The sequence below is a fragment of the Flavobacterium sp. CSZ genome, assembly GCF_015350725.1.
Taxonomy (GTDB): Bacteria; Bacteroidota; Bacteroidia; order Flavobacteriales; family Flavobacteriaceae; genus Flavobacterium.
In genome coordinates this window covers 1-25,570 of record NZ_JADKPQ010000018.1, presented here as the reverse complement: position 1 = coordinate 25,570, position 25,570 = coordinate 1, and the positions used below count along the sequence as shown (strand labels likewise).

The following is a 25,570-nucleotide window of genomic DNA, read 5'->3' as shown; positions in this document are numbered from 1 at the left end:
ATCTGAATGAAACCACTATTTCAGCTATTATTTCTATTTTTTATCAATACCGCATTTAGCCAGGATTATAGAGAAGCTACCATTATTTTTAACGATAGTACTTCTGTTAAAGGTTTTGGAGAAATTAAAGGCAACACCATTTATTTCAAAGTAAAAGAAGAAGATAAACCCAGCAAATGGAGTCATGACATTGCTAAAGGATTACTTTTTTCGGGATACGGTTATTCTGAAAAGTACGTATACGTTAAATTTGAAAAAAATAAAGATCCAAAATTAATGGAAGTTATCGAGGAAGGAAACATAACCTTATACAAAGATTCTAAGTTAATATACAAAAGCAACGGGGATTCTAGATTAGCATTCGGAAGCAACGGACTCTCCTTACCAATAGCGACAATGCCGATGACCAGAACTACATCTGAGGAGTTAAAAGAGAAGTATTATGTACAACGAAAAAATGCAGAATTTGCCACTGACATTACTTTTAGTTTTAAATTTCGTGCAAAAATATATTTTTCAGATTGCGAAAAAGTAATCGAAAAAATCAACAATGGTCAATTCAATAAAAAAAACATTCCTAAGATGATTTATTATTATAATGACTATTGCGATTCAACTGAAAATGAAGATACAAACTAAACTTTTTTTGTTTTCGATTTGTACATTCTATAAACAAGAACTCCAATTACAACGACCAATAAATAAGGAATCACCATCAAATAAACAATTCCGTTATTTACAGCTTCAGCTTTCTTAGTATTCGAATCTCCTGCAAGTGCAGCGCGACACATTGCACATTGAGCGTTAGCTGCAAGAGAAAAGAAAAAAGAGAATAGAATATAGAATATTTTCGTTGAGAAAAAATTCATAAATCTATTTCTATCAGCCTTTCTGTTTTCTTTATTCTTTATTCTATTTTCCATTTTAAACATAATAAGGAGAAATCATTAAGTAAACCACTACACCTGTAACTGCAACGTACAACCAAAGCGGAAATGTTATTTTAGCTATTTTTCTGTGTCTGTCAAAACGTTTTGCAAGAGCTCTCACATAGGTTATTAATACAAGAGGTATAATTGCAATAGACAACAATATATGTGTTACTAAAATAAAGAAATAAATATATCGTATTGCACCTTCGCCACCAAATTTGGTAGAATCAGCAGTCATATGATACGCTACGTACATGACTAAAAACGCCACTGATAATGCAATAGCAAAAGTCATTAAACGTTCGTGAAGCTTTTGTTTCCCGTTTTTAATAGCGATTACGGCCCAAACTAAAACAATCGCCGTAATACCATTTGTTGTTGCATAAATTGGAGGTAAAAATGAAAGCGGCTCTACATTAACACCGAAATCTTTTAATTTAACTCCGAACAAAATAGCCACTACAACCGGAATAATAATTGAAACTGCAACAATAAGTTTGCTATATTTTTTTTCTAATGAATGATCTTCCATCTTTATTCTGCTAATAATATTTTAATATCTTCCTGAATATCTCTAACTCCTTTTTTATCCAGTCCGTCGTAATAGATGTTTGGGTTTCCAAATTCATCTTTTCTGCAACGAATATTTCCATCTTTATCAATCAATGCAAATAAACCTGAATGCTCGAAACCACCGCTTACTTTTTCATTCTCGCCGGCATAAAGATTAAAACCTTTATTTGATAAATCCATAATAGTAGCTTTATCACCTGTTAGAAAATTCCAGTTAGAAGATTTTACTCCCAATAGTTTTGCATGATCTTTTAGAACCTTTGGTGTATCATGATCAGGATCTATAGTTATCGACACGATCCCGAAGTTTGGATTCCCAAAGAAAGTTTTCTCGATCTCCAACATGCTTAAATTCATCTTTGGACAAATTGACGGGCATGTAGTAAAGAAAAACTCCAGAACGTAAACTTTGCCTTTGTAGGTGTCGTTTGAAACTTTAATGTTATCCTGATTCGTTAATTCAAATTTAGGTGCCGGTCCAATTGTAATCAGCTTCGCATCAGCCTTAGAATTTTTTAATCCCACGTTATCTAAACGATTGCCTTTTACAACTTCGCCATTTGATATTCTGTCAACAATTTTAGGTACGGCATAAATTCCGAAAATTAAAATAATAAACGAAATTCCGATATATGATTTATTTTTAAACATGATATAAAGATTAAAGTTCTTTTGTTGCGTTGTGGTTCTTTTTTAGAGCTGCACGATATTCGTATAGAATAATTTTGAAATCGTCAAGCATTTCATTGCTCAACTCTGAAGGATGAAAAGTATTATAACCTTCCTTATATTCTTCTTTATCTTTTCGTCCTCTTAAATTTCGTTCTTTATCTACGATATACACATTTGAAGTACCAAGGTTTTGATCTAACTTTCCTTTTAGGTGCAATTGATCATAATACACCTTAATCTCTTCAGGAGAAGCAAAAACAAAATGCCAGCCCGAAACGTCAGTAAAAGCTCCTAATGATTCTACAATTTTCTCTGCATCTTTCTCTGTCCCCAAAGGGCAAACCACTACAAATTGTAAATCTTTGAAACCATTGTAACGTTGATAAATTTTTTCGTTTAGATTGAAAAAGTTACCTCTGTTTTTTAAAATCTCATTTCCTGAAAAACCAAGAATTGTAATTTTATTATCTAAGGTTACTTTTTCTCCTTTAAGGGATTTCCAATTACCAAAGTCGGCAATTTTAGGAGTTATTATTGGAAGTTTAGTAAAGCTATTTACACCTGAAGCAAAAAACAAATAGGCTACAATTGGCAAAACAAAAAGGACAAAGAGAACTATATTTTTTTTCATTTTATTACCGGAAGTTATTGAGGTACAAAAATAAAAAAATCCCGATGTTATCGGGACTCTTTTCGAATTAATATCATGTTAAAAATTCCATTTAATAGTAGAATCTTTAAAAACCCCATAAATATAATGTCCTTCTGTTAACAGAATAAACAATAAATATAAAACTAGGAAAATAACTGGTGAAACAACTGACCATCTAAGGCTGCTTTTTTCACCTTCCATGTGCATAAATGCCCATACTATATAATATGCTTTGAATATTGTCAGGATATAAAATATCCAGTTTAACAAATTCAAACCTAAAAAATGAGTAAATTCTAATGATGCTGGTTTAATAATACCAAGGATAACTTCTACTGTAGTTACTGCTGATAGTAATCCAAAAACAAACCAGATTCTTTTTGTATTTGATACGTGTTCGTGTGACATAATAATTAAAATCTAAAATTAAACTAAGTAGAAAACTGTAAATACAAATACCCAAACTAAATCGACAAAGTGCCAGTATAAACCAACTTTCTCTACCATTTCGTAGCTTCTTCTTTTTTCGTAAGTACCTAATAATACATTAAAGAAAATAATGATATTAATGATGATACCTGAAATTACGTGGAAACCGTGGAATCCTGTAATAAAGAAAAAGAAATCAGCAAATAATTTACTTCCGTATTCATTCCTTGTCAAGTTCGCTCCTTCTACAACATATTTTGCAGCAGCTAAACGCTCTTCAGATTCTGCTCTTGACAAAACTGTTTTTTTCTTTTTTTCAGTAAGATGCTCTGTTCTGATTAATAATTCAGGATGTGCTTTAAAACCAGCCTGAATATCAGCTACTGAATAGGTTGGTACTGTCTCAGCACTTTCCATAAACCATGTTGATTTCGCTCTGGTAAGTGCTTCTGGTTGATTTGGCAATGTTACAGCAAAATCTGCAAGAGCAACTCTTTTACCATCTTTATCAACGAACTGCAATAAGCTTCCTCCTACTGTTTCAACAGCACCATATTCTCCTTTAATGAAGTTTTTCCATTCCCAAGCTTGAGAACCTACGAAAATCATACCTCCAATAATAGTTAAGAACATATAGATTGCGACTTTTGTTTTTTTCAATTGGTGACCTGCATCAACAGCCAAAACCATTGTTACAGATGAGAAAATCAAAATAAAAGTCATTAAGGCCACATAATACATTGGAGCCGAAACACCGTGCATAAATGGGAAGTGAGTAAACACTTCATCCGCCAAAGGCCAGGTTTCGATAAATTTAAATCGAGAAAAACCATATGCTGCTAAAAATCCAGAGAACGTCAAGGCATCTGATACGATAAAAAACCACATCATCATTTTACCATAACTTGCTCCTAATGGCTGGATCTCATGCCCGCCTCCCCAATTTTTTTCGTTGTTTGCAGTAGTAACTGTCGCTTCCATAAAAGATATTCGTTAAAAAGTTCCCAAATTTACGTTTTTTTCTTATTTAAAGAAATATAAAAATAAAAATAAATATACCCATAATAAATCCAAAAAGTGCCAATACATCGCACCTAGTTCTATACCAAGAGTTTGAGTCGAATTGTATTTTTGTTTAAAATGATTATAAATTATAATTAAAAGTGAAATCAAACCTCCAGCCAAGTGTAATAGGTGTGTTACAGTAACTACATAAAGAAAAGTTGTAGTAATTGAACTACCTTCTCCAGTAAAATAATAACCGCTTTTTACGATTTGTCCAAAACCTACAAACTGTAAAACTACAAATAAAACCCCTAAAGCCAATGTCCCCAAAAGTAATGCTGTAGTTGCACCTCTATTATCTTTTTGAATGGCTTTTTTTGCCAGATAAAAAGAAACACTGCAACCAATAATTACTGCAGTACTATAATAAAATGCCGTTGGTAATTCGAAATTCTTCAACCAGTCGGCTCTGGATTTACTTACCACAAATGCGCTTGTAAGTCCGGCAAACATCATTGTCATGCTCACCATTGCAAATAACAAAATCAGTTTTGCTGATTTCGCTTTTCTTAATTGCTCTTCACCTGTTGTCATTGTCATTGTCATTTCCATAACTATCTTAAAAATTTATCTACTATAAATACAATTTGCAGTAACGAAATATACGAAACGCTTACCAGCATTAATGTTCTTGCCGCTTTTGCAGTTCGCAACTTGTACAAACGCACTGCATAAAACAACATCCATAAACCCAATAAAAACACTAATATTGCTGCAATTGGCGATATAAATAATTGTCCTGTAAATCCTAAAGAAGGCAGCAATGATGCTATAATAAGCCAAACTGTATATAAAATAATCTGCAAAGCTGTCTTTCTGTCCTTTCTACCCGTTGGCAGCATAAATATCCCGGCCTTTTCATAATCTTCATATAAAAACCAGCCAATAGCCCAAAAATGAGGGAACTGCCAGAAGAACTGAATTAAAAAAAGTGTTCCCGCCTCGATACCAAATTCTCCTGTTGCCGCAACCCAGCCTAACATAAACGGAATTGCCCCCGGAAAAGCACCCACAAAAACCGATAACGAAGTTACTGTTTTTAAAGGTGTATAAACACTGGTATATAAAAATATTGAAATCGCAGCAAACATTGCCGACTTTGCATTGATGGTATACAATAATGCAATACCAATAATGGTTAGCAAACTCGCTACAAACAAAGCCATTTTTGGTGACATACGTCCTGAAGGAACCGGACGATTTTTAGTACGATCCATTAATGAATCGATATCTTTTTCGATTACCTGATTAAAAGCATTCGAAGCCCCAACCATGCAATATCCACCAATCATCAAAACCAGTAAAACACTCCATTTAAAAGGATGTTCATCATTAACACCTAACAAATATCCGGCAATCGAAGAGAACAATACACTGATCGCTAAACCAGCCTTGGTAATCTCTTTGAAATCGTTAAATATTGATTTGATTGAAAATGTATTTTTAGTAGCGTTCAATACGGTATTTGTTTGTATGTTTTTTTTGAGTGGTGCAAATGTACAAATTAGATTGTAGAATACTGACCTATAAAATTAGATTTTTTTTCAATAAAACCTTTACAGAATAAGGACTTGCAAATCTTTAACACAATTATTTCGAAAAATCTTATTAAAAACTAGTAATCAAAATACCAATTAAAGATATCAGAACGCAATCCGACGGTAAACCAGGTAGTACTTTGCTTAAAAGTAGTTGCTGTTTCCTGAGTTGGATCAAAATTTCTATACAGAAAGCTTCCAAAAAACTTTAAATTTGTCATTGGGTTTACCACATAACCTCCCTGAATATCGGCAATAAAAACATTTGTTTTGTTTCCCTGCCCTACTTTTACACCTTTATCATAAGGTCGGTCTACATCGTAACTTTTATAAATATTCCCTCCGTAATTATAGCTGTCTTCGGCGCTATCAAAATCTAAACCTCTTTTACCAACCGTAAATTTAGCATCAGCATAATAACGTCCTTTATGATAACGTCCAATTGCAACAAACTCTTCAAAATTACCGCCCCATTGATGCCCGATACTTTGATTGTTATGTCCGTAATTGGTAATTACAGCACTATGCGAATACACATAAGGACGTACATGATTGTACTCTAATTGCAGCAACAAATCTTTTATCTTAAAAGCATTGAAGTATTTTGCCCCTAACTGATATCCAAATTTATTTTTCCAGCTGTTTTCTCCGCCTGCCATATCTCCTACTGAAAATTCATCCAATAAAAACTGGGCATATAAGTTTACATTGTTGTTCCATTTGTATTTTCCTGACATTCCCAAAAGTGCATTTCCGCTTCTTGAAGATGATGAAAATTCTACTGAACGATAAAAAATAATCGGGTTCACGAAATTAATATCAAAACCTCTGTTATTAGTATCTGTCCAGACTACAGATTCAAAAAATCCTAAATTTAGTTTGTTCGACACATTCCAGCTTAAATAATGATTCGCCATGAATTTTGTCGCATACGTTTTTTCTAATGTAACATCAGGACGAACATCCTTAAGCCACATATAGGTGTTGGTATATTTTATTTTCCAGAAATTGGTATTGATTTTAAAATAAGGATATGGACTTGCACCGTCACTTTCAAACAAAGAACGATATCCGTCTCCTATAAAATTTCTTCCGTATCCTAACTGAAAATCAAAAAACTTACTTGGAGCAAAAGTAATATTAGCTTCTGCTAAAGGAAAATCGTAACCATCAGTTTTAAATCTTTTTGCAATTCCCATACCCGGAATAATGGCCGGATTTCCTCCTGAAGGTTTTAGCGTTTCGGCATAATCATTATAATAACCCGCAAATCTTCCCTGACTTTCAAAAACGGTTGTTGTAAAATTAAGGTTCTTTCCTAAACCTCCCCTAAAATTTAAGGCTCGTGTATTTACATAGGTGTACGAAGCATCCAGATCTGAAGCTTTACCCAATTGCAAATCAAGAATAGGATTTAAGGACAGCCAATAATCTTCGCCCTGAATCTGAACCAGATTTTCATTCCAGAATTTTCTTCCTAACCAGGTTGAAACATTTTTTTGAAGTGATTCGTTTACTGCCTTTAAGTTGTAATACTTAGAAACCTCAGCATAGGTATACGGTTTTGATGCGGTGTGATTATTACTCCCAACCTGATTCATGGCGCCATCAAATTGCGCATAATAACTATGTGAAAACGGGATATTCAAATGGCTTTCGAACTCTGGATTATTGTATTTTTTATATACAATACTATCGAGTTCTGTCATTGGTTTTTCGACTGGTTTTAAAATTTGGGCTGCTGCCAAAGCTTCTGCAGCAATCTGATCAGCACTTTTTAATGGCACATCAATCGAAATTGTATATTTTGAATAGGTTGGCTTGCCGTTATAGGTTGACGGTTTTATTTTAGGAAATTTTTCAAAAACACGTTTCGCTTCTTCTGATAATGCATCATTTGCAGCATTCACATAAATGACTTTAAACTCTCCATTGGCATCTACTTCAAAAAGCACTTTTACTTCGCCTTTATAATTTGTTTGTTTTAAATTTTCAGGAACTTCAAAGTTTTGAAATACAAAATCCTGAACTTCTTTATAAAAACAATTCTCCAGTTTTTTTGACTGCAGATTTTCGCAATTTGCAAAAACAGGAAATTGTTCTGATGTAAAACCTTGTTTAACCGAAGAGGAATTATTCTCTTGTGAAAAAGCAGATAAAGCAGAGAACATCAAAATAAAAGATAGGAAAATCTTATTTACGTAAATGTAGGTTTTCATTTAATATTGATTTGTGGTATTTTCTCCGTTTGCAATTGCTTTTGCAGCCGAAGTTCCGATACGTTTAACTCCTAAACGAATCATTTCTATCGCATCGTCATAAGACCGAACTCCTCCGGCAGCTTTTATTGACAAAGGCGATGCATTTTCTAACATCATTATAATAGTAGGAACTGTCGCTCCGTTGGGCAAATTATCCTGGGTTTTATAAAAACCAGTTGACGATTTCACAAAAACCGAAGCATAATCATCTTCTTTGAAATGAGATATGACAACATTTTTTATCAAAGCCGAAAGCTGAATAATTTCTTTATCGTTTAAAGCCGCAACTTCAATAATCCATTTTACTGTCTTATTGTTTGCTAAGCCAATTTGGGTTCCTATTAAGATTTCCTGTTTTACTAAATCAGTTTCTCCGTTTTTAAAAGCTTCATAGTTGCACACAAAATGAAGATCGTCTGCACCATCTTCGATGGCTTTATTGGCTTCTTTAATTTTAGTTTCCAGATTTTCTTTCCCTTCCGGAAAATCGATTACCGTGCCAACTAATAACGTTGAATTGGCTTTTACAATCATTTCCTTAGCCAAAACTACATGCTCAGGACGGATCATTATCAATTTAAAACCTTCAACAATCGCTTCCTGAATTGCATTCTTAACCACAATAGTATTTTCTGCATCCGAAAGTCCGGCTTGCGAGGCAGTTTTTAAGTAGGTCGAGTCTAAATATTGCTTAACATTCATGATGATATAGAATTGCGACAAAAATACATTTAAAATTCAGAAAAAAACACACTTTTTAAAGCTTGATTTTTTGACAACAAAAAACCCACCGAAGTGGGTAATTATATTCTTATATTTTATCGATTTGCTTTTTAAAAGCTATTGCAGTAAAAACCCCAACCACAGCTCCAAGTGCATTGGCTAAAACATCAGTTACGTCAGACGCTCTTGTGACTGTAAAAACACCTTGCAGGATTTCGATTGTAATTCCAAAAAAAACAGAAAATATAAACGAAATCAAATAGGCCTTATAATCATCAGGAGCTTTCCCTTTAAGTTCTTTTTTGAAGAACAAAATCCATGAGATTGTAAATCCAAAATGAAAACAAAAATGTACAATTTTATCTATACTCGGGAAATTTACAGCAGGAATATTACTTGAATCCGTTAAACAAAAATAAGTAATAACACCAGAACATATTATTGCCCAGAGTAACAGGAATTGTTTAGGCACCTATAAGTTGTTTATAAGCTTCGTCAGATAATAATGAATCTATTTCTGATGCATCAGCAATTTTTATCTTGATCATCCATCCAGCTCCGTAAGGATCAGAGTTTACCGTTTCAGGTGCGCTCTCCAGGCTGTCATTAAAAGCAATAATTTCTCCTGTTAAAGGTAAAAATAAATCAGATACTGTTTTTACAGCTTCAACTGTTCCAAAAACCTCATCTTTATCAAGTGTCTGATCTAAAGTTTCTACTTCAACATACACGATATCTCCTAACTCTTTTTGTGCAAAATGAGTAATTCCTACAGTTGCAACATCTCCTTCGATGCTAACCCATTCGTGATCTTTTGTGTACTTTAAATTTGCTGGTATGCTCATAATACTATGTTTGAAAATTGATAATTTAATAATTAAGCCACAAATGTAATAATCTTCTAATGAAATCCTGTTTAGAAACTAAAAAAATTAATTTCCGAAATTATATCGAAGTGTAAACCCTGATCTAATGTTCGTTAAAGGAAATGATGTCGAAATTACTGCTTTTGAGAACGAGTGATCGTAATAGAATATGGCGGTTAGGTTTTTACTAAACGAATAATCTGCAGTAAGTTTTAATGCCCATATATTCTGTCCTGCCGCTAATTGATTGTTATCATAATCTAAATAACGTACCAAGGTTTCATTTTTTCTAAGAGAAAAATCAGCTTTGATATTGATGTCACTTTTGATAATTCCGGTTGGACTATCAGCCAGTCTTGATGAGAAAATAACATCTTTAAAACGATATCCCATACCTACTATATACTCCATACCTTTTACTTCAGTCAATAAATTATTATCAAAACTCATTGATAAAGCTCTGTCTTTTTTGATTTCGGTAAGTATCCTTAAAGAACTTTTCAGCTCAAAATCTACCCGGATAAGCGGACTAAACTGCTCGACCAAATTGACATTTGACATGATGGTTTTATTAAAGAAATTGGTATTCACATCTTGCCCGCCCGGTTTTTCGGTATAATCAAAATTAGACCTGAACTGGTTGATCGTATACGATGCACGGTAATTGTGCTGCAATGAAAAACGCTTAAACTTATCTTTAAAATATTTATAACGCATCAAACCATTATACTTGATACTCCAGTTTGGGATAGGGAAATTTTTAAAAATACTGGTTGAACTACTTGAAGCGTCTCCTCCTGAATAAGCGGCTAAAAATGCCGGCAACAAAACCGCCTGATTACTTTTTGTATATCCTATTGGATAGCCCAGGTTGGCCATATATATTTTATAATTCGCATCTGTTTCTGCCGGAACAGGATTATTTACATCTCCGTATCTCGGGATGGCTGTCCCGGAACCATAGCGTTCTTCTGCCAAACGGTTCGCAATAATTAAACGATTGTCTCTAAAATCATCAAATGCTGAAGATTCAGTTGCATTACTTGTAGAGAATGCTGTTTTAATTAATACAGTCGAAATCGAGAACATACCATATGTATACGGTGATAATGGTGTGTAATTTCCATTTACAACACTATACTGCTCAGATGTATTTTCAGAATAAGCACGATCCATAGCCAAATCTATTTTAAGATCCGGCAGTAAATCAATATTCGCCGTAACTTTTAAAAGCTTATTGGTTACTTGTGTAAAACTTTGATTGAAATCCTGATAATCGGTCAGCCAGCCTCTTTTAGCAGCTTCATAACGCACATCATCCTGACTTCCGAAAATAAATCCTAAAGTTGGTCTTGATGTACCAAAGAAACCTACACCTGGTGTATAACCTGGTAAAACTGTTCCGCTATTTTTAGTATAGTTAACCTGTATATTTTTTATACTTGTCAAAATACCAATCATACCATCATAAAACGGACTGCTGCTTGTTACAGGTTTTGCTGTATTTACAATTTTCTCTCCTGGTTTTGGCGGCGCTATTGGTTTAGGTTTTGCAGCTGATTTCGATCCCGGTGTTAAACCCAAATATTTGTACAACGTATTCATGCTTAAAGTTGTCGTAAGCGTATTTGAATTCGCATTTTGAATTGTATTTCCTAAATTATAAGTAGAGAATGATCCATCCGGATTTTGCTCTTCATATTCAGAAAAAGCAGTCGAAGAACGCTGCCAGTTATAGTCAGCTGTATAAGAATAAGATGCTTTTACAAAACTAAAAACCGGAATTTTATTAATAGGAATTTCATAATTCAGCACTAATTGTTGTAAGTGTTGGTTTGGAGTTCCAATATCCAGATAATCGTCCCAAATATTAAAATCTTCTTTTGGGGTATTATCATCATTCAAAAAGTTTCTTACTATATTATTTGATGCAGCGGTATAATTTATTTTTAATGATTTTGTCAAATTATAACCAAAACCATATTGATAATTAAATGCAAAATTTCTTCTGTACAACGGATCAAGACCAATTCCCTGCACCTCGACTTCTCTAAACTGCTGACGGTTACTTTGTCTTAAAATATTGGTATTAAAAGTAATATTAGAAGGCAGGTAATTAAAATTAAAATCACTTAGCAGTTTCCAATACTCGCTTTTTTTCATGAATTTAGTTTGCTTGAACGGTACTACTTCTTTAGGCTGAAAAGTATAAGCATAGTTTACAGCTGTGTTCGATTGCTCATCAAGATAACTTTCTACTTCGTAGTCATGACGCTCTACCTGATTGTATGATTGCGAGAAAGTAAAATTCTCAACATCATAAACATGCGGTTTTTGTTCCGGTGCCCTGTCTTTTCTAACTCCAATAAAATTGATGCTTCTTCGTTTTGTATAATCAACCGCACGGGTTCTGATATTTTCTCTTTCTGCGGCATCAGTAGTTTCTCTCAATAACTGATCCAGTTTTATATCCTGATTAAACGGATCATATTCAGGTGTAATTACTTCTTCTCCGATAGCATAATTAAAAGGAAGGTTTATTCCCCATTTTGGTGGCAATAATTTACCTAAATTGATATTGGTAACAATATTATATTGCTGGATATCTTCACGATCTCTTTCGTTTGCACCTTGTTCTAAAGATCCAAAACCTATAGTACTCTTTTTACCCGTAGCAGAAACTGTCGCAAAGTCGGCCATATTGGTATCAATATTCAATATTGCAGCCATACCGCCTTTATTCTCCAGGTCAGCTAAACGAAGCTCATTAAACCAAACTTCTCCTTTTAGTCCTTTATGATCTGTTTTGCTCTTTACACCCACCATTAAATTTCGAACCAGACCAAAGTTAGGATTTCCTTTTATACCTAATGTAAGTTTACCATCTCCATCTCCTCCTGCAACATCCGGGTCATTATCCGGATAATAAATTCCATTAATATCCCTTTTACCTGAATTAATATCAATAGTCATGGCCTTAATTTTCATTTTGGTCAACAACTCAAGCGCTAAATCAATATTATTATCTTCAAGCCATACCTGATCAGGGCTAATCGCACAAGAGCCTCCGGTTCTGGTTACTTTTAACGGAATTTCGACCTGATAAAAGTTTTGTGTAAAGTCATTTCCAAAACGAATGAAACCAATCATTTCATCATCTGCCAAAGTATTTTCGTTTGGCAAAGATTCAGCGTGTAAAAACATTTTTAATTTTTTGTACTGACGCATGTCAACACTTACATTTTTAAAAACTGCTCTGGAATCCTGATATTGTAAACCTGCACCGCCAATACGCAATGCCAGTGATTGTTCGTTTTGATTGATAATGGTGTTGTTATTATACAACTGCTCTCTCTGAACTCCCGGAGGAACAACATAATTTACAGGACATTTTGTACTGTTTTCCTGAATATTAACTGCCGAAACATCAAACTCAGTACCGTCATTAGTTGGATCTGTGTCATTGGCATCCAATGATCCTGTATACCTTCTCCACTCTCCTCTTACCAAATCTAAGGCTCCAAAACGAACGGTCATCTGGCTGCTAAAACCAGTCATGAACATACGCATGAATCGAACAGACCTGAAATCTGTAATATTACCAATTGTATTTTGAGGCTGAGCAACGGGAATTTTAAACTGAATCCATCTTGCTGTTGTAGTGGAACCGTTTGGTAATTCGATATTACTTACATCACGGATATCTGTAATATAATTTTGTCCCACTTGCATTCCAGGCTTCAAATCGATGCTATATTCGTAATAAGCATTAATCGTGCTCATGGTATTGTCACGGTTAATATCCTCAACATCCGGTAAGGTAGTCGATCCTCTGTTTGGATCATCGATACTTACTGCCGAGTTACCCTCAGTTCCATTATAATTTTTATAACGATCAAGAACGCCTCCTTCAGTATTTAGGTAATACGTATAATCATCAGCAGCCGGATCCGATTCTCCTGCATAATTATTATAAACCTCCCCCTCTCTTGAGCTTGGCAATCCATCTAAACCAACATCCTGATTTCTACGATTTTCAGCATTGGTATCAAACGCATAAATTAAGGATTGTGACGCCGGAACATCTCCCCAAAGTGGTCTCGGATTTACCATTATCTGACCTGGTCCTAATCCGTTCTCATACTGTTTTCTTCCGTCTTTTAATACGTCCTCAGAAATTTCACCTAAGTTAAAATAAATTTTACCTGAATTACTAGCTGGTGCTTCTGCATTTCCAACATACGGATCTAAAACCCAAAACTGAATATACTCGACATTTCCCTGCTCAAAATTGGTCGAATTTAAAGCTCGCATAATACCTCCAAAATTTGAACTTGCAGGGCTTGTAGCAAAATTTGGATTATTATTATAAGGCCCTCTATCAGATGGATAATAGGTTAAGTCAAGTGTATTGATTACCTGAATTTGCCCCTGAGCAATATCTGTATTTGGATACAATTCTTTACTATAAACCCTTCTTGTTGTATTTAATGATAAATCATCATTTGAAATACCCGATGGTTTTGAGGAATAAAAAATAGGATCAATGGTGTACCAGGATAATTTTGCACGTTTAAAACCGTAATCTAAAGCGTTTGAACTTGCATTAAAGGTATTGTCGTTTATAGAATTCACAAATGGTGTCGAAGCTAAACTCCAGGCATATGCAGAACGCATATCAATGGTAGATTGCGAACCTTCAAAATCATCAACATATATTGTTGCTTCACCTTCAAAATCACTTGCTTTTGGTGCATCAGGTCTTAAAAAAGCTACTTCTCCTCGTATAGAAAGATTCGAAGGCACGTCAGTATCAATGTTTGGTAGTTTGTTTACTAATCGGGTTAAAAAAGGAACTTCGGTTGAATAATTTCCATTAAATCCAAAAATAGTATTGTTTACAGATTCCTGACCATAACTCGATTTTTGAGTAAATGGTTTTTCTGTCATTTTTAAAAAGGTCCCTCCAATAACAAAATTCTCAGAAATTTTATGTTCAATATTGAATCCCATAAATCTTCGGGTTTGTTGTCCGAAAATCGAATTGTTCTCTAACGAAACTTCAATAGGTGTATTGGAAGCCTGAAGCGACGGATCTAATATCTGAACGCGGCCTAATTGATAATCGACACTGTAATCGATACCTTCTACCAATCTTCGTCCGGCAGCCATTACCACAACAGAACCCTGAGGAACGTTAAATGCCCCAATTGGAATACCATTACTTCCTGATGATTTGTATTTTCCCCTTAAAAGGAATTTATTTTTATCACTGTCTTGTAAAGCTCCGGACTGTGTGTTTTTATACATGTTTCTAAACACGTATTTCTGTTGATTGACATTGTATGTGGTAGGATCATTATAAGATTCTCCTGAACCTGTATTTTGTAATTTTTTAAAGATAAGTTCTCCAAACGGCTCTTTGGTGGTAAAAATAATTCGTCCGTTTTGTACATCTACTGTTACACCTGGTATATAATCGAAGAAACCATCTCCTCCGGTTTGCGGATCGTTATTATAATTTAATCGATCTAAGTTAAACACATTCAATAATGGTGTCTGATCGACTTTGTTATCTGCTGTTGGGTTTGATGGAAAAGAACTTCCCTGAACAGGTGTTATATAGTTTATTGGGGAAGGATCTGTATAAAGTATGTTTAATCTAAAATCATCTTGTTTGATTTGGTAAGCCTGAGGAATTTGATACACGTTTTTCATCATCAGGTTCCAAACCGGATTTTGAACATTTGTCAAATTACTTTTCAGCATTTTCAAAACCAAACTTTGTGTAATAATAGCCTGATTGGCATTGTTGTTTCCTGTTACTACAGTTCCGTCAACTCCATCACTACCAAATTCTCCAACCTGATACACTTTACCTCCTATCGTATACTCAAACGCTACGGCCAGAATCTCATCATTTGCAAGACGCTGTTGTAAGGAGATATATCCTAATTGCGCATTAAAAGTAAATTCGTTTGTTGTTAATTTTCTGGCATTTTCAAGTACAGAATAATCTGTGGCTTCACTCGTATTAGGGTTGTTAAATCCGGATTTCGCCGTTACAATTTCTCTAATATTCGAATTTAAAAAAGCTCCTGGCTGACCAATTGTAGCCGGATCGTATTTATTATTCTTGTTATCTGTGGGTGAATCTATAGGATTATTAAAAAAACCTGTCGTAGGATTTATTACCACAATTTCGTTATCAGGAATACCCGTCATTTGCCCTTCACCTAAATCCTGAAGTGCTATAATATTTCTAAGGTTATTATTGTTGGTGCTTACTCTGTTTTGTTTATTGGTCACCCAAACCTCTATTCTTGTAATCTGAACACGGCTGTCTATGAATGGATATTTAACTAAAGAAGCGTCGTATTTGTTTCTAAAATATTGCGATAAGAAAAAGTGTCTGTCATTATCGTAATCTAAAGCATATAAATCAAAGTTTTGCACTGTTCCGCCACCTTCTGCAACTATATTCTTTGTTTGTGACTTCTGTTCTGAGAAAACACCTGTTACGGTTGTCTTACCAAATTGCAGCTGAGCCTTAACCCCAAATAAACTTTGGGCACCACGAATCAGTGTACTATTTAGTGGCATACTAACGTTACCAACTTCTACTTTTTGAATAATATCATCTTCATCAGGCGTGTAGGCCAGTTTGAAAAGGTTTTGAAAAGCAAATGTAGACTGCGTATCGTAGTTGGCATTTACCTCTAGTCTGGTTCCTACCTTCCCCATTAAGCTCATGCTTATTCTCTGATCAAAATCGAAAGTAAGGCTTGATCTGTTTCTTGGAGAAAAAGAAGGATTATCTTGCTTGGTATACCGAACCCCAAGGTCCATTTCTACTGATCCTGTTGGCTTTACATCGATTGTATTGCTACCAAAGACACTTTCGAAAAGACTGGAATTGATATAATATCGGGGTAATAAATCTTTTTTGGCAGCGTCACTTCCGGCTTTTTTACCATCAATTGCATCTGCTTTTTTTCTGAAATAATCTCTCCTGGATTCTTTAAGAACTAAGTCTTCGTATTCTTTAGGAGTTAATATTATAGGATAATTAATTGAGAAACCATCAACTGAGTTGGTATAAATATAACGATCTGTAATGGGATCGTACTTATAGGCAGAAATTACGCTTGGTGGATCTTGCAGTTCTACTTTTCCAACAGAGTATTGAGTTTTAGTTGTATCTTTAACCGCTGGATTTACTTGCGCACGCAAAACATTACCGCAAGACAAAAACAGTAAAAAAATACAAATTTTACGCATACAATTCGTTTATATAAATTGAATTTAAAGGCTTTTTAACGCTTTCTTAATGATTGTTTCTACAGTAGCTTCCGGATCTTCTTTTACAATTTTCTCCACTACTTTTTCGGAAGTTTTTCTAACAAAACCTAAAACTTCCAAAGCAGATAACGCTTCATCTCGATTTGTATTGTTTTGAACTACCGAAACTTCATCTAAATCGTACAACTTTAACACTTTCTCCTTTAAATCAAGGATAACTCTTTGGGCTGTTTTGTTTCCAATACCTTTTATTGACTGTATTGTACCCACATCTCCAGAGGCAATTGCGTTAATAATTTGCCTTGGCTCAATTGAAGATAACATTGTTCTTGCAATATTGGCTCCAATTCCCGAAACAGACAATAACATTCTGAATATTTCTCTTTCTGATTTCTCTACAAAACCAAATAAAGTATGCGCATCTTCTTTGATTTGAAGATGCGTATACAGTTTTATATTTTCTACATTAGGAATTAATGAAAAGGTATGTAAGGATATATTTACCTGATAACCAACACCTCCACAATCGATTACGACTTCGGTAGGATTTTTCTCTACTAACTTTCCCTGTAAATGTGCTATCATAGTATAATTTCTTAGGGTCAAATATAATAAAAATACGACAATATTATTCGATCCTTATTATTTATACTATTTCGCTAATTTATTTTTTTTATTTTCTTTTTCCTGAGCGTCAATAACCGCAATTGCTGCCATATTCACCATTTCTTCTACACTTGCTCCTAATTGGAAAATGTGAACCGGTTTGCCCATTCCCATCATAATTGGTCCAATTGAGTTTACTTTGTACAACTCTTTTAGCAATTTATAGGTAATATTAGCCGATTCTAAGTTAGGGAAAATCAGGGTATTTACTTTTTTACCTGCTAATTTAGAAAAAGGGAATTTCTCTGCAAGCATTTCCTGGTTTAAAGCAAAATCTGCCTGAATTTCTCCATCAACGATCAAATCAGGATGGTTTTTATGTAAATATGCTACTGCTTCTCTAACTTTTGAAGCACTCTGACTCGTAGAAGAACCAAAGTTTGAGAATGAAACCATTGCAATAACAGGCTCAACTCCAAACATTTTAGCTGTTTTTGCGGTCATAATAGCGATATTAATTAAATCCTCTGCTGATGGATTGATATTAATGGCTGTATCTGATAAAAACATTGGTCCACGAGAAGTCAGCATCATATTGGCAGTTGCAACCAGAGAAGCTCCGTGTGCTTTATCAATTAATTGTAACATTGGTTTTACAACACTTGGATAACTTCTTGTATGACCTGTTACCAAAGCATCTGCTTCTCCTTCATTTACCATCATTGCTGCAAAATAGTTTCTTTCGCGCATGAATTTTTGAGAATCAAGTAATGAAACTCCTCTTCTTTCTCTTGTTTCCCAGTATGAAGTTGCAAATCTGTTTCTTCTTGCTTCTTCTTCGTTTGTTTTAGGATCAATGATCTCTAATTCGGCATCAAAACCTAACTCCGCTTTAAGCTCTAAGATCACTTCTTTATTTCCTAATAAAATTGGAAAACCAATTCCGTCCTCGTGAACAATCTGAGCTGCTTTTAATACGTTTAATTGATCTGCTTCAGCAAAAACGATTCGCTTAGGATCCATTTTAGCACGGTTAGTAATCAAACGCACCATTTTATTATCATTCCCCATACGTTCGCGAAGCACATCTTCATAAGCTGCCCAGTCTGTAATAGGGTTTTTCGCCACTCCAGATTCCATAGCTGCTTTTGCAACAGCAGGTGCTACAATAGTAATCAATCTTGGATCAAATGGTTTAGGAATAATGTAATCTCTACCAAAACCTAGTTTTGTTGCGCCATATGCCACATTTACCTGCTCAGGAACTGGTTCTTTTGCTAATATTGCTAATGCTTTTACAGCGGCCATTTTCATGGCTTCGTTAATTTTCGTAGCTCTTACGTCCAGCGCTCCTCTAAAGATATATGGAAAACCTAAAACGTTATTTACCTGATTAGGAAAGTCTGAACGTCCTGTAGCCATAATAACATCTTTACGAGTTTCTGTAGCTAAATTATAATCGATTTCAGGATTTGGATTTGCCATTGCAAAAACAATCGGATTGTCTTTCATCGACAATAACATTTCAGGCGTCAGAATATCTCCAGAAGATAATCCGATGAAAACGTCTGCTCCTTTTATAGCTTCTGCCAACTCAATCTTAGGACCGTTTACAGCATATTTTAATTGTAATTCTGATAGTGAAGGGTTGTCTTTTGTTAAAAGTCCTTTACTATTAAACATTTTAATGTTTTCAACTTTCACGCCTAATAAAACATATAAATCAGTACAAGCTATTGCAGCCGAACCTGCGCCAGAAACTACTACTTTTACATCTTCGGCTTTTTTGCCTGCTAATTCAAGTGCATTGATCAAAGCTGCCGAAGAGATAATTGCCGTACCATGCTGATCATCATGCATTACAGGAATATCCAATTCTTCGACCAGTCTTCTTTCAATTTCGAAAGATTCCGGCGCTTTGATATCTTCAAGATTAATTCCTCCAAAAGTTGGAGCAATATTTTTTACTGTCTGAATAAATTCTTCAATATCCTTTGTTCCGATTTCAATATCAAAAACGTCAATATCAGAAAATATTTTAAACAATAATCCTTTTCCTTCCATTACTGGTTTAGAAGCTTCCGGACCAATATCCCCAAGTCCTAAAACAGCTGTACCGTTTGAGATAACGGCAACTAAATTTCCTTTTGCTGTATATTTGTAAACGTCGTCTACGTTTGCTGCAATTTCTAAACATGGTTCTGCAACTCCTGGCGAATAAGCCAAAGACAAGTCTCTTTGGGTTGCGTATTTTTTTGTTGGAACTACCTGAATTTTTCCTGGAGTTGGTTCTGAGTGATACAGTAACGCTTCTCTTCTTTTACTCTCTTTGTTCATTTATTTTAGCTTTTATTCTAGCTTACAAAGATATAAGTCTTGGTTTAAAATGGCGTATTTTTAAAGTTTTCTTTTCTTAAAATAACATTTAGAGACACCAAAAAAATAGTCCACTATTGTTTGGACTATTTGATAAAGCTTGTTTTTTGAATTTCTTCTACTGAGAAATATAAGAGTTTAAGTGATTTATGGTATCTTTTTGAATTTCAATAATTGCTTTCACAACGTCGCTAATAGAAATTATTCCTACTACAATCCCATCTTCCAAAACTGGTAAATGTCTGATTCTTTTAGTGCTCATTAATTCCATACAATTTTCTAAATTATCTGAAAGTTTTACCGAAAAAACGTTGCTCTCCATAATTTCATGAACAAAAGTCTCTTTTGATGACTTGTCTTTCAAAACAATTTTTCGAGCATAATCCCTTTCAGACAATATTCCTTTTAAATCGGTGTCATCGATAACAAGGATGGCACCTATGTTTTTCTCTCCCATCACTTTTAAGGCTTCATAAACCGTTGTTGATGAAAGAACCGAATAAACATTTTTTCCTTTTGCGTTTAGTATTTGATTTACAGTCATATCTGAAAAATTTTAGATCTATAAAGTTAGAAAAAAATGAACACACACAACAACGAAATCGATTTTTTAAAACCTAACCAATTCATTTTAAACATAATAAGTTAAATTTCAAATTAAAGAAATTTTACCTTAAAAAAATGAATGAATTTTAATACTTTTTTGCGAAAAATGCAGGTTTATTGGAGATTATAGATTTATTCTAAATAAAAAAGGGATTTTATTTGCCTCCAATTGTCCCAACAAGACAAATCACATTTCGCCCCCATTCATTGGCTACCGACGATTTATCCTAATGGGGTATTTCGCGAAACTCCACTAGGAGTTATGGATTGGTTGAAAAAAAATATAACGCTCGGATATCTGAATGAATAATTTTAATCAGGAGCTTATCCCGCACACGAGCCTGAAAGTGCGAACTGGCGAAGCAATACGTTTCAATCTTTTGTGGCTCCCGATAGCTATCGGGACGCCACAAAAGGATTTCCACTATCTATCGGGGCTCGGTAATCGTTTTCATAAGAATCTATTTTGCTTAATTTTCGTCAGAACGATTTGTCTTTATTATAATTATTTTGTAAACATTAAATAAAATCTAAATGCTGTTTTTTAAACTGGACTAAAGTCCAGTTGGTTTCAAATAAAAAGTCCCTTTTCTAAAGAGAAAAGGGACTTTTTAAAGTTTTATTTTTTTTACAAATTAGTAATAATAAATTCGCTTCGTCTGTTTTGTTGATGCTGCTGTTCTGTACATTTTACTCCATCGGCACATTTATTAACTAATTGTGTTTCTCCAAATCCTTTTGCTGATAATCTAGCACCATCAATTCCTTTACTAATTAACCAGTTTTTAGTCGATTGGGCTCTTTTTTCTGATAAAATCATATTACTAGAATCTGATTGTCGACTATCTGTATGCGAACGAATATCAAGCGTTAATGTTGGGTATTGCTTTAGTACATCAACAATTTTCTGCAATTGAGGTTCTGACGTTTTTCTGATTGTAGCTTTACCTAAATCAAAAAAGTTCATAGGGATATTAAGTATTTTCGCCAAATCTGTGCCAACTGCAATAGGTTTCATTTTTACAGATTTAACAGATACTGTTTTAATCATTATCGTTTTTGCTACTAACGGAATCGCTTTCTTTTCTAACGAAATAGGCAAAATTGTTTTTCCATTTTCTTTTTTAATTGACAATGGAATTTCTTTTATTTCATAATCAGTTTTTGATGTCTTTATAAAATATTTTTTTCCACATTTTACCTTCGAAAAAGTGTAGTTTCCTTTTTCATCTGTAGCAACTTGCTGGGCATTTTGTCTGGTTTCATCAAAGAAAGTTAAAGTTACATTGGAAAGAATTTCATTTGTTTCTGAGTCTGTAACAGTACCTGATAACTCCTGTTCGCAAATTAGTCTTTTGGTTTCAGTAAATCGATAAACATCATCTAAACCATTACCAGTAACTCTGTTTGAAGAGAAAAATCCATTTCTTTTTTTACTATTAATCACAAAAGCAAAATCGTCTTGTTTACTATTTACGGGTTCCCCAACGTTTTGAACTTCATCAAAAGTTTCATCTTCCTGAATTTTTGAAACAAAAATATCAAGCCCGCCCAAACCAGGACGTCCGTCTGACGCAAAATAAAGTTCATTTTCTTCTGAAATAAAAGGGAATGTTTCTCTTCCCTCTGTATTGATGGAAGGACCTAAATTTATGGGGGTTCCATAAGTTCCATCTCCATTAATACTTACTTTATACAAATCAGATTGCCCTAATGTTCCCGGCATATCTGAGGCAAAATATAACGTTTTTTCATCAACACTTAATGTAGGATGTGCAGTGCTGTATTGATCACTATTAAAAGGAAGTTCTTTTATATTTTTCCACTTACCATCTATTAATTCTGAGCTGTATAATTTTAGCAGTGTTACCTGTTTGTCGTTCGCTCCTCTTTTTCCGTCTGTAAAATTATTTCGGGTAAAATACATGGTTCTACCATCTTTTGTAAAAATGGGGGTCGACTCATTATACTTTCCATTTTCTTTGCTTCTAAATTTTTTTGGTTCACTTACATTTCCGTCCGGCATTAATTCTACCATATATAATTTAGAAAATGATTTATTTGTCCATTTGAAATTATTTTTAGCAACCCCTCCCGTATCCCGAGCCGAAGTAAAAACGAGTTTATTATCATAAACAGCACTTCCATAATCAGAATAAGAAGAATTCATTCCGGCATCAGCAATATCAAATCGCCCGGAATTAAATTTTATATCTTCTAAATAATTTTTATCGTTTCTAATTAAATCTGCTCTTTTTTCTGAAGTTGCTTTTTCATTAAATTTTGCTAAAACTTCATCTGCTCTATGATAGTTTCCAACGGACTTAAAACATTGGGCATATCTGTATAAATATTCCGGTTCCTGAACTTTGTTTACTTTAAACAATTGGTCATACCACTTTAAAGCGTCCCTTAGTTCACCAATAAAATAATATGAATTTCCTAATCGTCTTAATATTTTTTCATCTGTCGTACCTTTATAAATAAGTTCTTCATAACCTTTTATGGCATCGACATAAGCATAGTCTTCGTAGTTTTTATCTGCGGAGTACTTTATTTCTTCGGAAGTTGGTACGGGTGCTTGCGCATTTATTTTGAAGAAAAAACATAAAAATAAAACGCTCAGGTTTAGACTTTTAATTCTCATAGTTAGGTATTTAATTAGAAGAATCTTGGAGATATCATCTTATTATAATTATTAAAAAACTCAAAACGAAGGAAAATTTCATGTGATCCTGAATTATATCTTCTTAAATTGGTTGTTTCATGATCGTATCCGTATCCTATGTATAAACCGTCTGTTACCTGAAAACCTGCCATTGCACTTAATGATGCGCTCCAACGGTATGCAAGACCTATTACAAATTTATCATTGAACATAAAGTTACCCGAAACATCAACCTGCAAAGGAGCTCCCTGAACCATTTTTGTTAATAACGCCGGCTTAAATTTTATGTACTCTAAATGATCTAAATTAAAGACATAACCTGCCATGAAGTAGTAGTTTATTTTATCTTTGAAAATTGCGGTGTCATCATCATCGTATCTTTTGGTTTCGATAAAATTAGGCACGGACAATCCTACATATGCTTTATCTGAATGCCAATAAATACCTGCTCCTATATTGGGGGTAATTTTATTATCTAAATTTTGAAATTGCAGATCACCCTTAGTTTCAGGATCTAATTTATTCATATCTAAATTAAAAAGATTCGCTGTGGCTTTTATACCAAAGGAAAGTTTATAGGTTTCAGATGTTGGAACTGTATAAGACAAATCTGCTGATAACGTGTTTTCGTTCGTTGGACCAATTTTATCATTTACTAAAGAAACTCCTAATCCTAAATTGCTGTTACTTAAAGGCGTATTTATCGAGAAAGTACTGGTTTCAGGCGCGCCATCAAGCCCAACCCATTGTGTACGATACAATCCAAAAACACTTAAAGCCCCTCGAGAACCTGCATATGCAGGATTTATCGCAATGGTATTGTACATATATTGTGTATACTGAGAATCTTGCTGCGCCGAACACACAACCGTGAAAAACATGAAAATTAAAACTATCTTTTTCATTTAATAAGGCTTTAAAAAAACGACCTGACTAACCATCAGCCCGCTTATATTTTTTTACTTGTTGATATATAAATAACCTGAAAGTTCATGCGGATTTGAGCCGCTGTCTTTGTATTTTAGAATATAGAAATAGGTTCCTACTGGCAATCCTTCAGATTGTTTTACGGTTGTACGTCCTTCAGAGAAACCTTTAAAAGCACGGTCGTCGTTGTTGTAATTATCAATATCGTAAACTAAAACTCCCCAACGATTATAAATTTCTACTGTATTGTCAGGATAACATTCTAAACCGCGGATATAAAATCTGCTATTGATATCATCTCCGTTTGGAGAGAATGCATTGAAGACTTTTATTGCGCAACCATTTAGCCCTAACACTGTAGGTTTGTCTCCCGTTTCGTTTTCATCATCTGATAAGTCATCCACAACAACTCCTTTTGCACTTCGCGCCTGAACACTCGCCTGATTACTTACACTTCCTTTGTTGATATCGCTTTGTGTAATTTTGTAAATAGCAGTAAAATTATGTTGGTCGGATTCGTTTACATTTAAATTAATGGCTTGTCCTGAAACTACTACACCCGGTAATGGATCTGCGATCATAACGCCCGTTAATGGAACATTACCGGTATTGGTTACTTTAAATTTATAAGTAATCGTTTCTCCTGCATTAGCAAATCCGCTACCGTTTTCATCATTAAATACTGCTGTTTTTATGATTGCAATAGAAGGAACTTCCACAAAAACGCTTAGTGTTGCCGAAGCGCAATTGTTTGGATTCGATTTTTCACAAACCTGATATGTTAATGAATAACTTCCTCCAGGTGTATTTGGTTTCACATTTACAGTTCCGTCTGAATTGAATTCAAAATACGGACTTGGTGTATTTGAAAGCACAATCTCAAGAGGATTAACCGGCAATCCTTTTACTAAATCATTATCTAAAACATTGATAAACTCAAGAGCACCATTTATTCCGTCAACATTTACTATGCCATCATTATTAGCAATGATCTGTATTAATGGAGTTATTGGCGGATTATTCACTACTGAAATTTTCGCAATTGCCTGGCTGCAATTAGTCGTTGGGTTTAAAGCTTCACAAATTTGATATGTTAATTCATAAGTTCCTGTTGGTGTTCCCGGTTTTATTTCGATAATACCATTTGCTTTTAAAATCAAATTAGGATTTGGAACAAGAGTCGTTAAAACAACATCTGAAGGATTAACCTTCGATCCGTTTAACGTATCATTATCAAATATACTTGTTGTTGAACTTTGCCCTTTACTAGTATCTACAGTTCCTGCATTATCGTTATTTGCTTGTAAAGCTCCTGGTTTTACCGTAACTTCAATTTTATTTGTAGCACAGTTTGTTGGGTTTAAAAGCTCGCAG

At 34.2% G+C, this 25,570-nt stretch carries 20 protein-coding genes; 1 reads left to right on the top strand and 19 read right to left on the bottom strand.

Features of this window, described 5'->3' with window-relative positions; all coding sequences use genetic code 11:
- Positions 1 to 6 precede the first annotated feature (6 nt).
- Positions 7 to 639 (top strand): hypothetical protein, encoded by a 633-nt coding sequence (locus tag IRZ78_RS19160; protein ID WP_194618050.1) that lies wholly within the window; start codon positions 7 to 9, stop codon positions 637 to 639.
- Here the strand turns inward: IRZ78_RS19160 and IRZ78_RS19155 are convergent.
- The 19 genes from IRZ78_RS19155 to IRZ78_RS19065 form a co-directional block, all read right to left on the bottom strand.
- Positions 636 to 932, bottom strand: a complete 297-nt coding sequence (locus IRZ78_RS19155; RefSeq protein WP_194618049.1) for a hypothetical protein — start codon at positions 930 to 932, stop codon at positions 636 to 638. The two genes, IRZ78_RS19160 and IRZ78_RS19155, sit on opposite strands and share 4 nt — an antisense overlap.
- Entirely contained in the window at positions 925 to 1,464 is a 540-nt protein-coding gene (locus tag IRZ78_RS19150) for a DUF420 domain-containing protein (RefSeq protein WP_194618048.1), read from the bottom strand. The genes IRZ78_RS19155 and IRZ78_RS19150 overlap by 8 nt, the downstream gene beginning before the upstream one ends.
- 2 nt (positions 1,465 to 1,466) lie before the next feature.
- On the bottom strand, positions 1,467 to 2,156 hold the full coding sequence (locus IRZ78_RS19145; protein WP_194618047.1) for an SCO family protein: 690 nt from the start codon (positions 2,154 to 2,156) through the stop codon (positions 1,467 to 1,469).
- Positions 2,157 to 2,166: 10 nt separating this feature from the next.
- Positions 2,167 to 2,808: a hypothetical protein gene (locus IRZ78_RS19140; protein ID WP_194618046.1), complete on the bottom strand. Its 642-nt coding sequence runs from the start codon at positions 2,806 to 2,808 to the stop codon at positions 2,167 to 2,169.
- A gap of 78 nt (positions 2,809 to 2,886) precedes the next feature.
- Positions 2,887 to 3,237: a cytochrome C oxidase subunit IV family protein gene (locus IRZ78_RS19135; protein ID WP_065452042.1), complete on the bottom strand. Its 351-nt coding sequence runs from the start codon at positions 3,235 to 3,237 to the stop codon at positions 2,887 to 2,889.
- Between the two features lie 18 nt (positions 3,238 to 3,255).
- Positions 3,256 to 4,239, bottom strand: a complete 984-nt coding sequence (locus IRZ78_RS19130; RefSeq protein WP_194618045.1) for a cytochrome c oxidase subunit 3 — start codon at positions 4,237 to 4,239, stop codon at positions 3,256 to 3,258.
- Between the two features lie 42 nt (positions 4,240 to 4,281).
- On the bottom strand, positions 4,282 to 4,869 hold the full coding sequence (locus IRZ78_RS19125; RefSeq protein ID WP_194618044.1) for a cytochrome c oxidase subunit 3: 588 nt from the start codon (positions 4,867 to 4,869) through the stop codon (positions 4,282 to 4,284).
- An 8-nt stretch (positions 4,870 to 4,877) separates the two neighbouring features.
- Entirely contained in the window at positions 4,878 to 5,780 is a 903-nt protein-coding gene (cyoE, locus tag IRZ78_RS19120) for a heme o synthase (protein WP_194618043.1), read from the bottom strand.
- A gap of 158 nt (positions 5,781 to 5,938) precedes the next feature.
- On the bottom strand, positions 5,939 to 8,080 hold the full coding sequence (locus IRZ78_RS19115) for an energy transducer TonB (RefSeq protein ID WP_194618042.1): 2,142 nt from the start codon (positions 8,078 to 8,080) through the stop codon (positions 5,939 to 5,941).
- The gene (deoC, locus tag IRZ78_RS19110) at positions 8,081 to 8,824 is read right to left on the bottom strand and encodes a deoxyribose-phosphate aldolase (RefSeq protein WP_194618041.1); all 744 of its coding nucleotides are present in this window, start codon (positions 8,822 to 8,824) and stop codon (positions 8,081 to 8,083) included.
- A 109-nt stretch (positions 8,825 to 8,933) separates the two neighbouring features.
- The gene (locus tag IRZ78_RS19105; RefSeq protein ID WP_194618040.1) at positions 8,934 to 9,317 is read right to left on the bottom strand and encodes a VanZ family protein; all 384 of its coding nucleotides are present in this window, start codon (positions 9,315 to 9,317) and stop codon (positions 8,934 to 8,936) included.
- Entirely contained in the window at positions 9,310 to 9,690 is a 381-nt protein-coding gene (gene gcvH, locus IRZ78_RS19100; protein ID WP_056188370.1) for a glycine cleavage system protein GcvH, read from the bottom strand. Before gcvH ends, IRZ78_RS19105 begins: the two co-directional genes overlap by 8 nt.
- A gap of 87 nt (positions 9,691 to 9,777) precedes the next feature.
- On the bottom strand, positions 9,778 to 16,992 hold the full coding sequence (gene sprA / locus IRZ78_RS19095; protein ID WP_194618039.1) for a cell surface protein SprA: 7,215 nt from the start codon (positions 16,990 to 16,992) through the stop codon (positions 9,778 to 9,780).
- A gap of 24 nt (positions 16,993 to 17,016) precedes the next feature.
- Positions 17,017 to 17,598 (bottom strand): Holliday junction branch migration protein RuvA, encoded by a 582-nt coding sequence (gene ruvA, locus IRZ78_RS19090; protein WP_194618038.1) that lies wholly within the window; start codon positions 17,596 to 17,598, stop codon positions 17,017 to 17,019.
- A 66-nt stretch (positions 17,599 to 17,664) separates the two neighbouring features.
- Positions 17,665 to 19,956, bottom strand: a complete 2,292-nt coding sequence (locus IRZ78_RS19085; RefSeq protein WP_194618037.1) for an NADP-dependent malic enzyme — start codon at positions 19,954 to 19,956, stop codon at positions 17,665 to 17,667.
- A 157-nt stretch (positions 19,957 to 20,113) separates the two neighbouring features.
- Positions 20,114 to 20,539, bottom strand: a complete 426-nt coding sequence (locus IRZ78_RS19080; protein WP_194618036.1) for a CBS domain-containing protein — start codon at positions 20,537 to 20,539, stop codon at positions 20,114 to 20,116.
- 690 nt (positions 20,540 to 21,229) lie between these two features.
- The gene (locus tag IRZ78_RS19075; RefSeq protein WP_194618035.1) at positions 21,230 to 23,248 is read right to left on the bottom strand and encodes an OmpA family protein; all 2,019 of its coding nucleotides are present in this window, start codon (positions 23,246 to 23,248) and stop codon (positions 21,230 to 21,232) included.
- A gap of 14 nt (positions 23,249 to 23,262) precedes the next feature.
- Positions 23,263 to 24,174, bottom strand: a complete 912-nt coding sequence (locus IRZ78_RS19070; RefSeq protein ID WP_194618034.1) for a type IX secretion system membrane protein PorP/SprF — start codon at positions 24,172 to 24,174, stop codon at positions 23,263 to 23,265.
- Positions 24,175 to 24,228: 54 nt separating this feature from the next.
- The coding region (locus tag IRZ78_RS19065) for a gliding motility-associated C-terminal domain-containing protein (protein ID WP_194618033.1) at positions 24,229 to 25,570 on the bottom strand (1,342 nt) is incomplete at its 5' end.

What these genes read in the sequence shown, in the direction of transcription:
- IRZ78_RS19160 (WP_194618050.1), top strand. Translation starts at nt 7, where the DNA reads ATGAAACCACTATTTCAGCTATTATTTCTATTTTTTATCAATACCGCA.
- IRZ78_RS19155 (WP_194618049.1), bottom strand. Translation starts at nt 932, where the DNA reads ATGTTTAAAATGGAAAATAGAATAAAGAATAAAGAAAACAGAAAGGCT.
- IRZ78_RS19150 (WP_194618048.1), bottom strand. Translation starts at nt 1,464, where the DNA reads ATGGAAGATCATTCATTAGAAAAAAAATATAGCAAACTTATTGTTGCA.
- IRZ78_RS19145 (WP_194618047.1), bottom strand. Translation starts at nt 2,156, where the DNA reads ATGTTTAAAAATAAATCATATATCGGAATTTCGTTTATTATTTTAATT.
- IRZ78_RS19140 (WP_194618046.1), bottom strand. Translation starts at nt 2,808, where the DNA reads ATGAAAAAAAATATAGTTCTCTTTGTCCTTTTTGTTTTGCCAATTGTA.
- IRZ78_RS19135 (WP_065452042.1), bottom strand. Translation starts at nt 3,237, where the DNA reads ATGTCACACGAACACGTATCAAATACAAAAAGAATCTGGTTTGTTTTT.
- IRZ78_RS19130 (WP_194618045.1), bottom strand. Translation starts at nt 4,239, where the DNA reads ATGGAAGCGACAGTTACTACTGCAAACAACGAAAAAAATTGGGGAGGC.
- IRZ78_RS19125 (WP_194618044.1), bottom strand. Translation starts at nt 4,869, where the DNA reads ATGACAATGACAATGACAACAGGTGAAGAGCAATTAAGAAAAGCGAAA.
- IRZ78_RS19115 (WP_194618042.1), bottom strand. Translation starts at nt 8,080, where the DNA reads ATGAAAACCTACATTTACGTAAATAAGATTTTCCTATCTTTTATTTTG.
- deoC (WP_194618041.1), bottom strand. Translation starts at nt 8,824, where the DNA reads ATGAATGTTAAGCAATATTTAGACTCGACCTACTTAAAAACTGCCTCG.
- gcvH (WP_056188370.1), bottom strand. Translation starts at nt 9,690, where the DNA reads ATGAGCATACCAGCAAATTTAAAGTACACAAAAGATCACGAATGGGTT.
- sprA (WP_194618039.1), bottom strand. Translation starts at nt 16,992, where the DNA reads ATGCGTAAAATTTGTATTTTTTTACTGTTTTTGTCTTGCGGTAATGTT.
- ruvA (WP_194618038.1), bottom strand. Translation starts at nt 17,598, where the DNA reads ATGATAGCACATTTACAGGGAAAGTTAGTAGAGAAAAATCCTACCGAA.
- IRZ78_RS19085 (WP_194618037.1), bottom strand. Translation starts at nt 19,956, where the DNA reads ATGAACAAAGAGAGTAAAAGAAGAGAAGCGTTACTGTATCACTCAGAA.
- IRZ78_RS19080 (WP_194618036.1), bottom strand. Translation starts at nt 20,539, where the DNA reads ATGACTGTAAATCAAATACTAAACGCAAAAGGAAAAAATGTTTATTCG.
- IRZ78_RS19075 (WP_194618035.1), bottom strand. Translation starts at nt 23,248, where the DNA reads ATGAGAATTAAAAGTCTAAACCTGAGCGTTTTATTTTTATGTTTTTTC.
- IRZ78_RS19070 (WP_194618034.1), bottom strand. Translation starts at nt 24,174, where the DNA reads ATGAAAAAGATAGTTTTAATTTTCATGTTTTTCACGGTTGTGTGTTCG.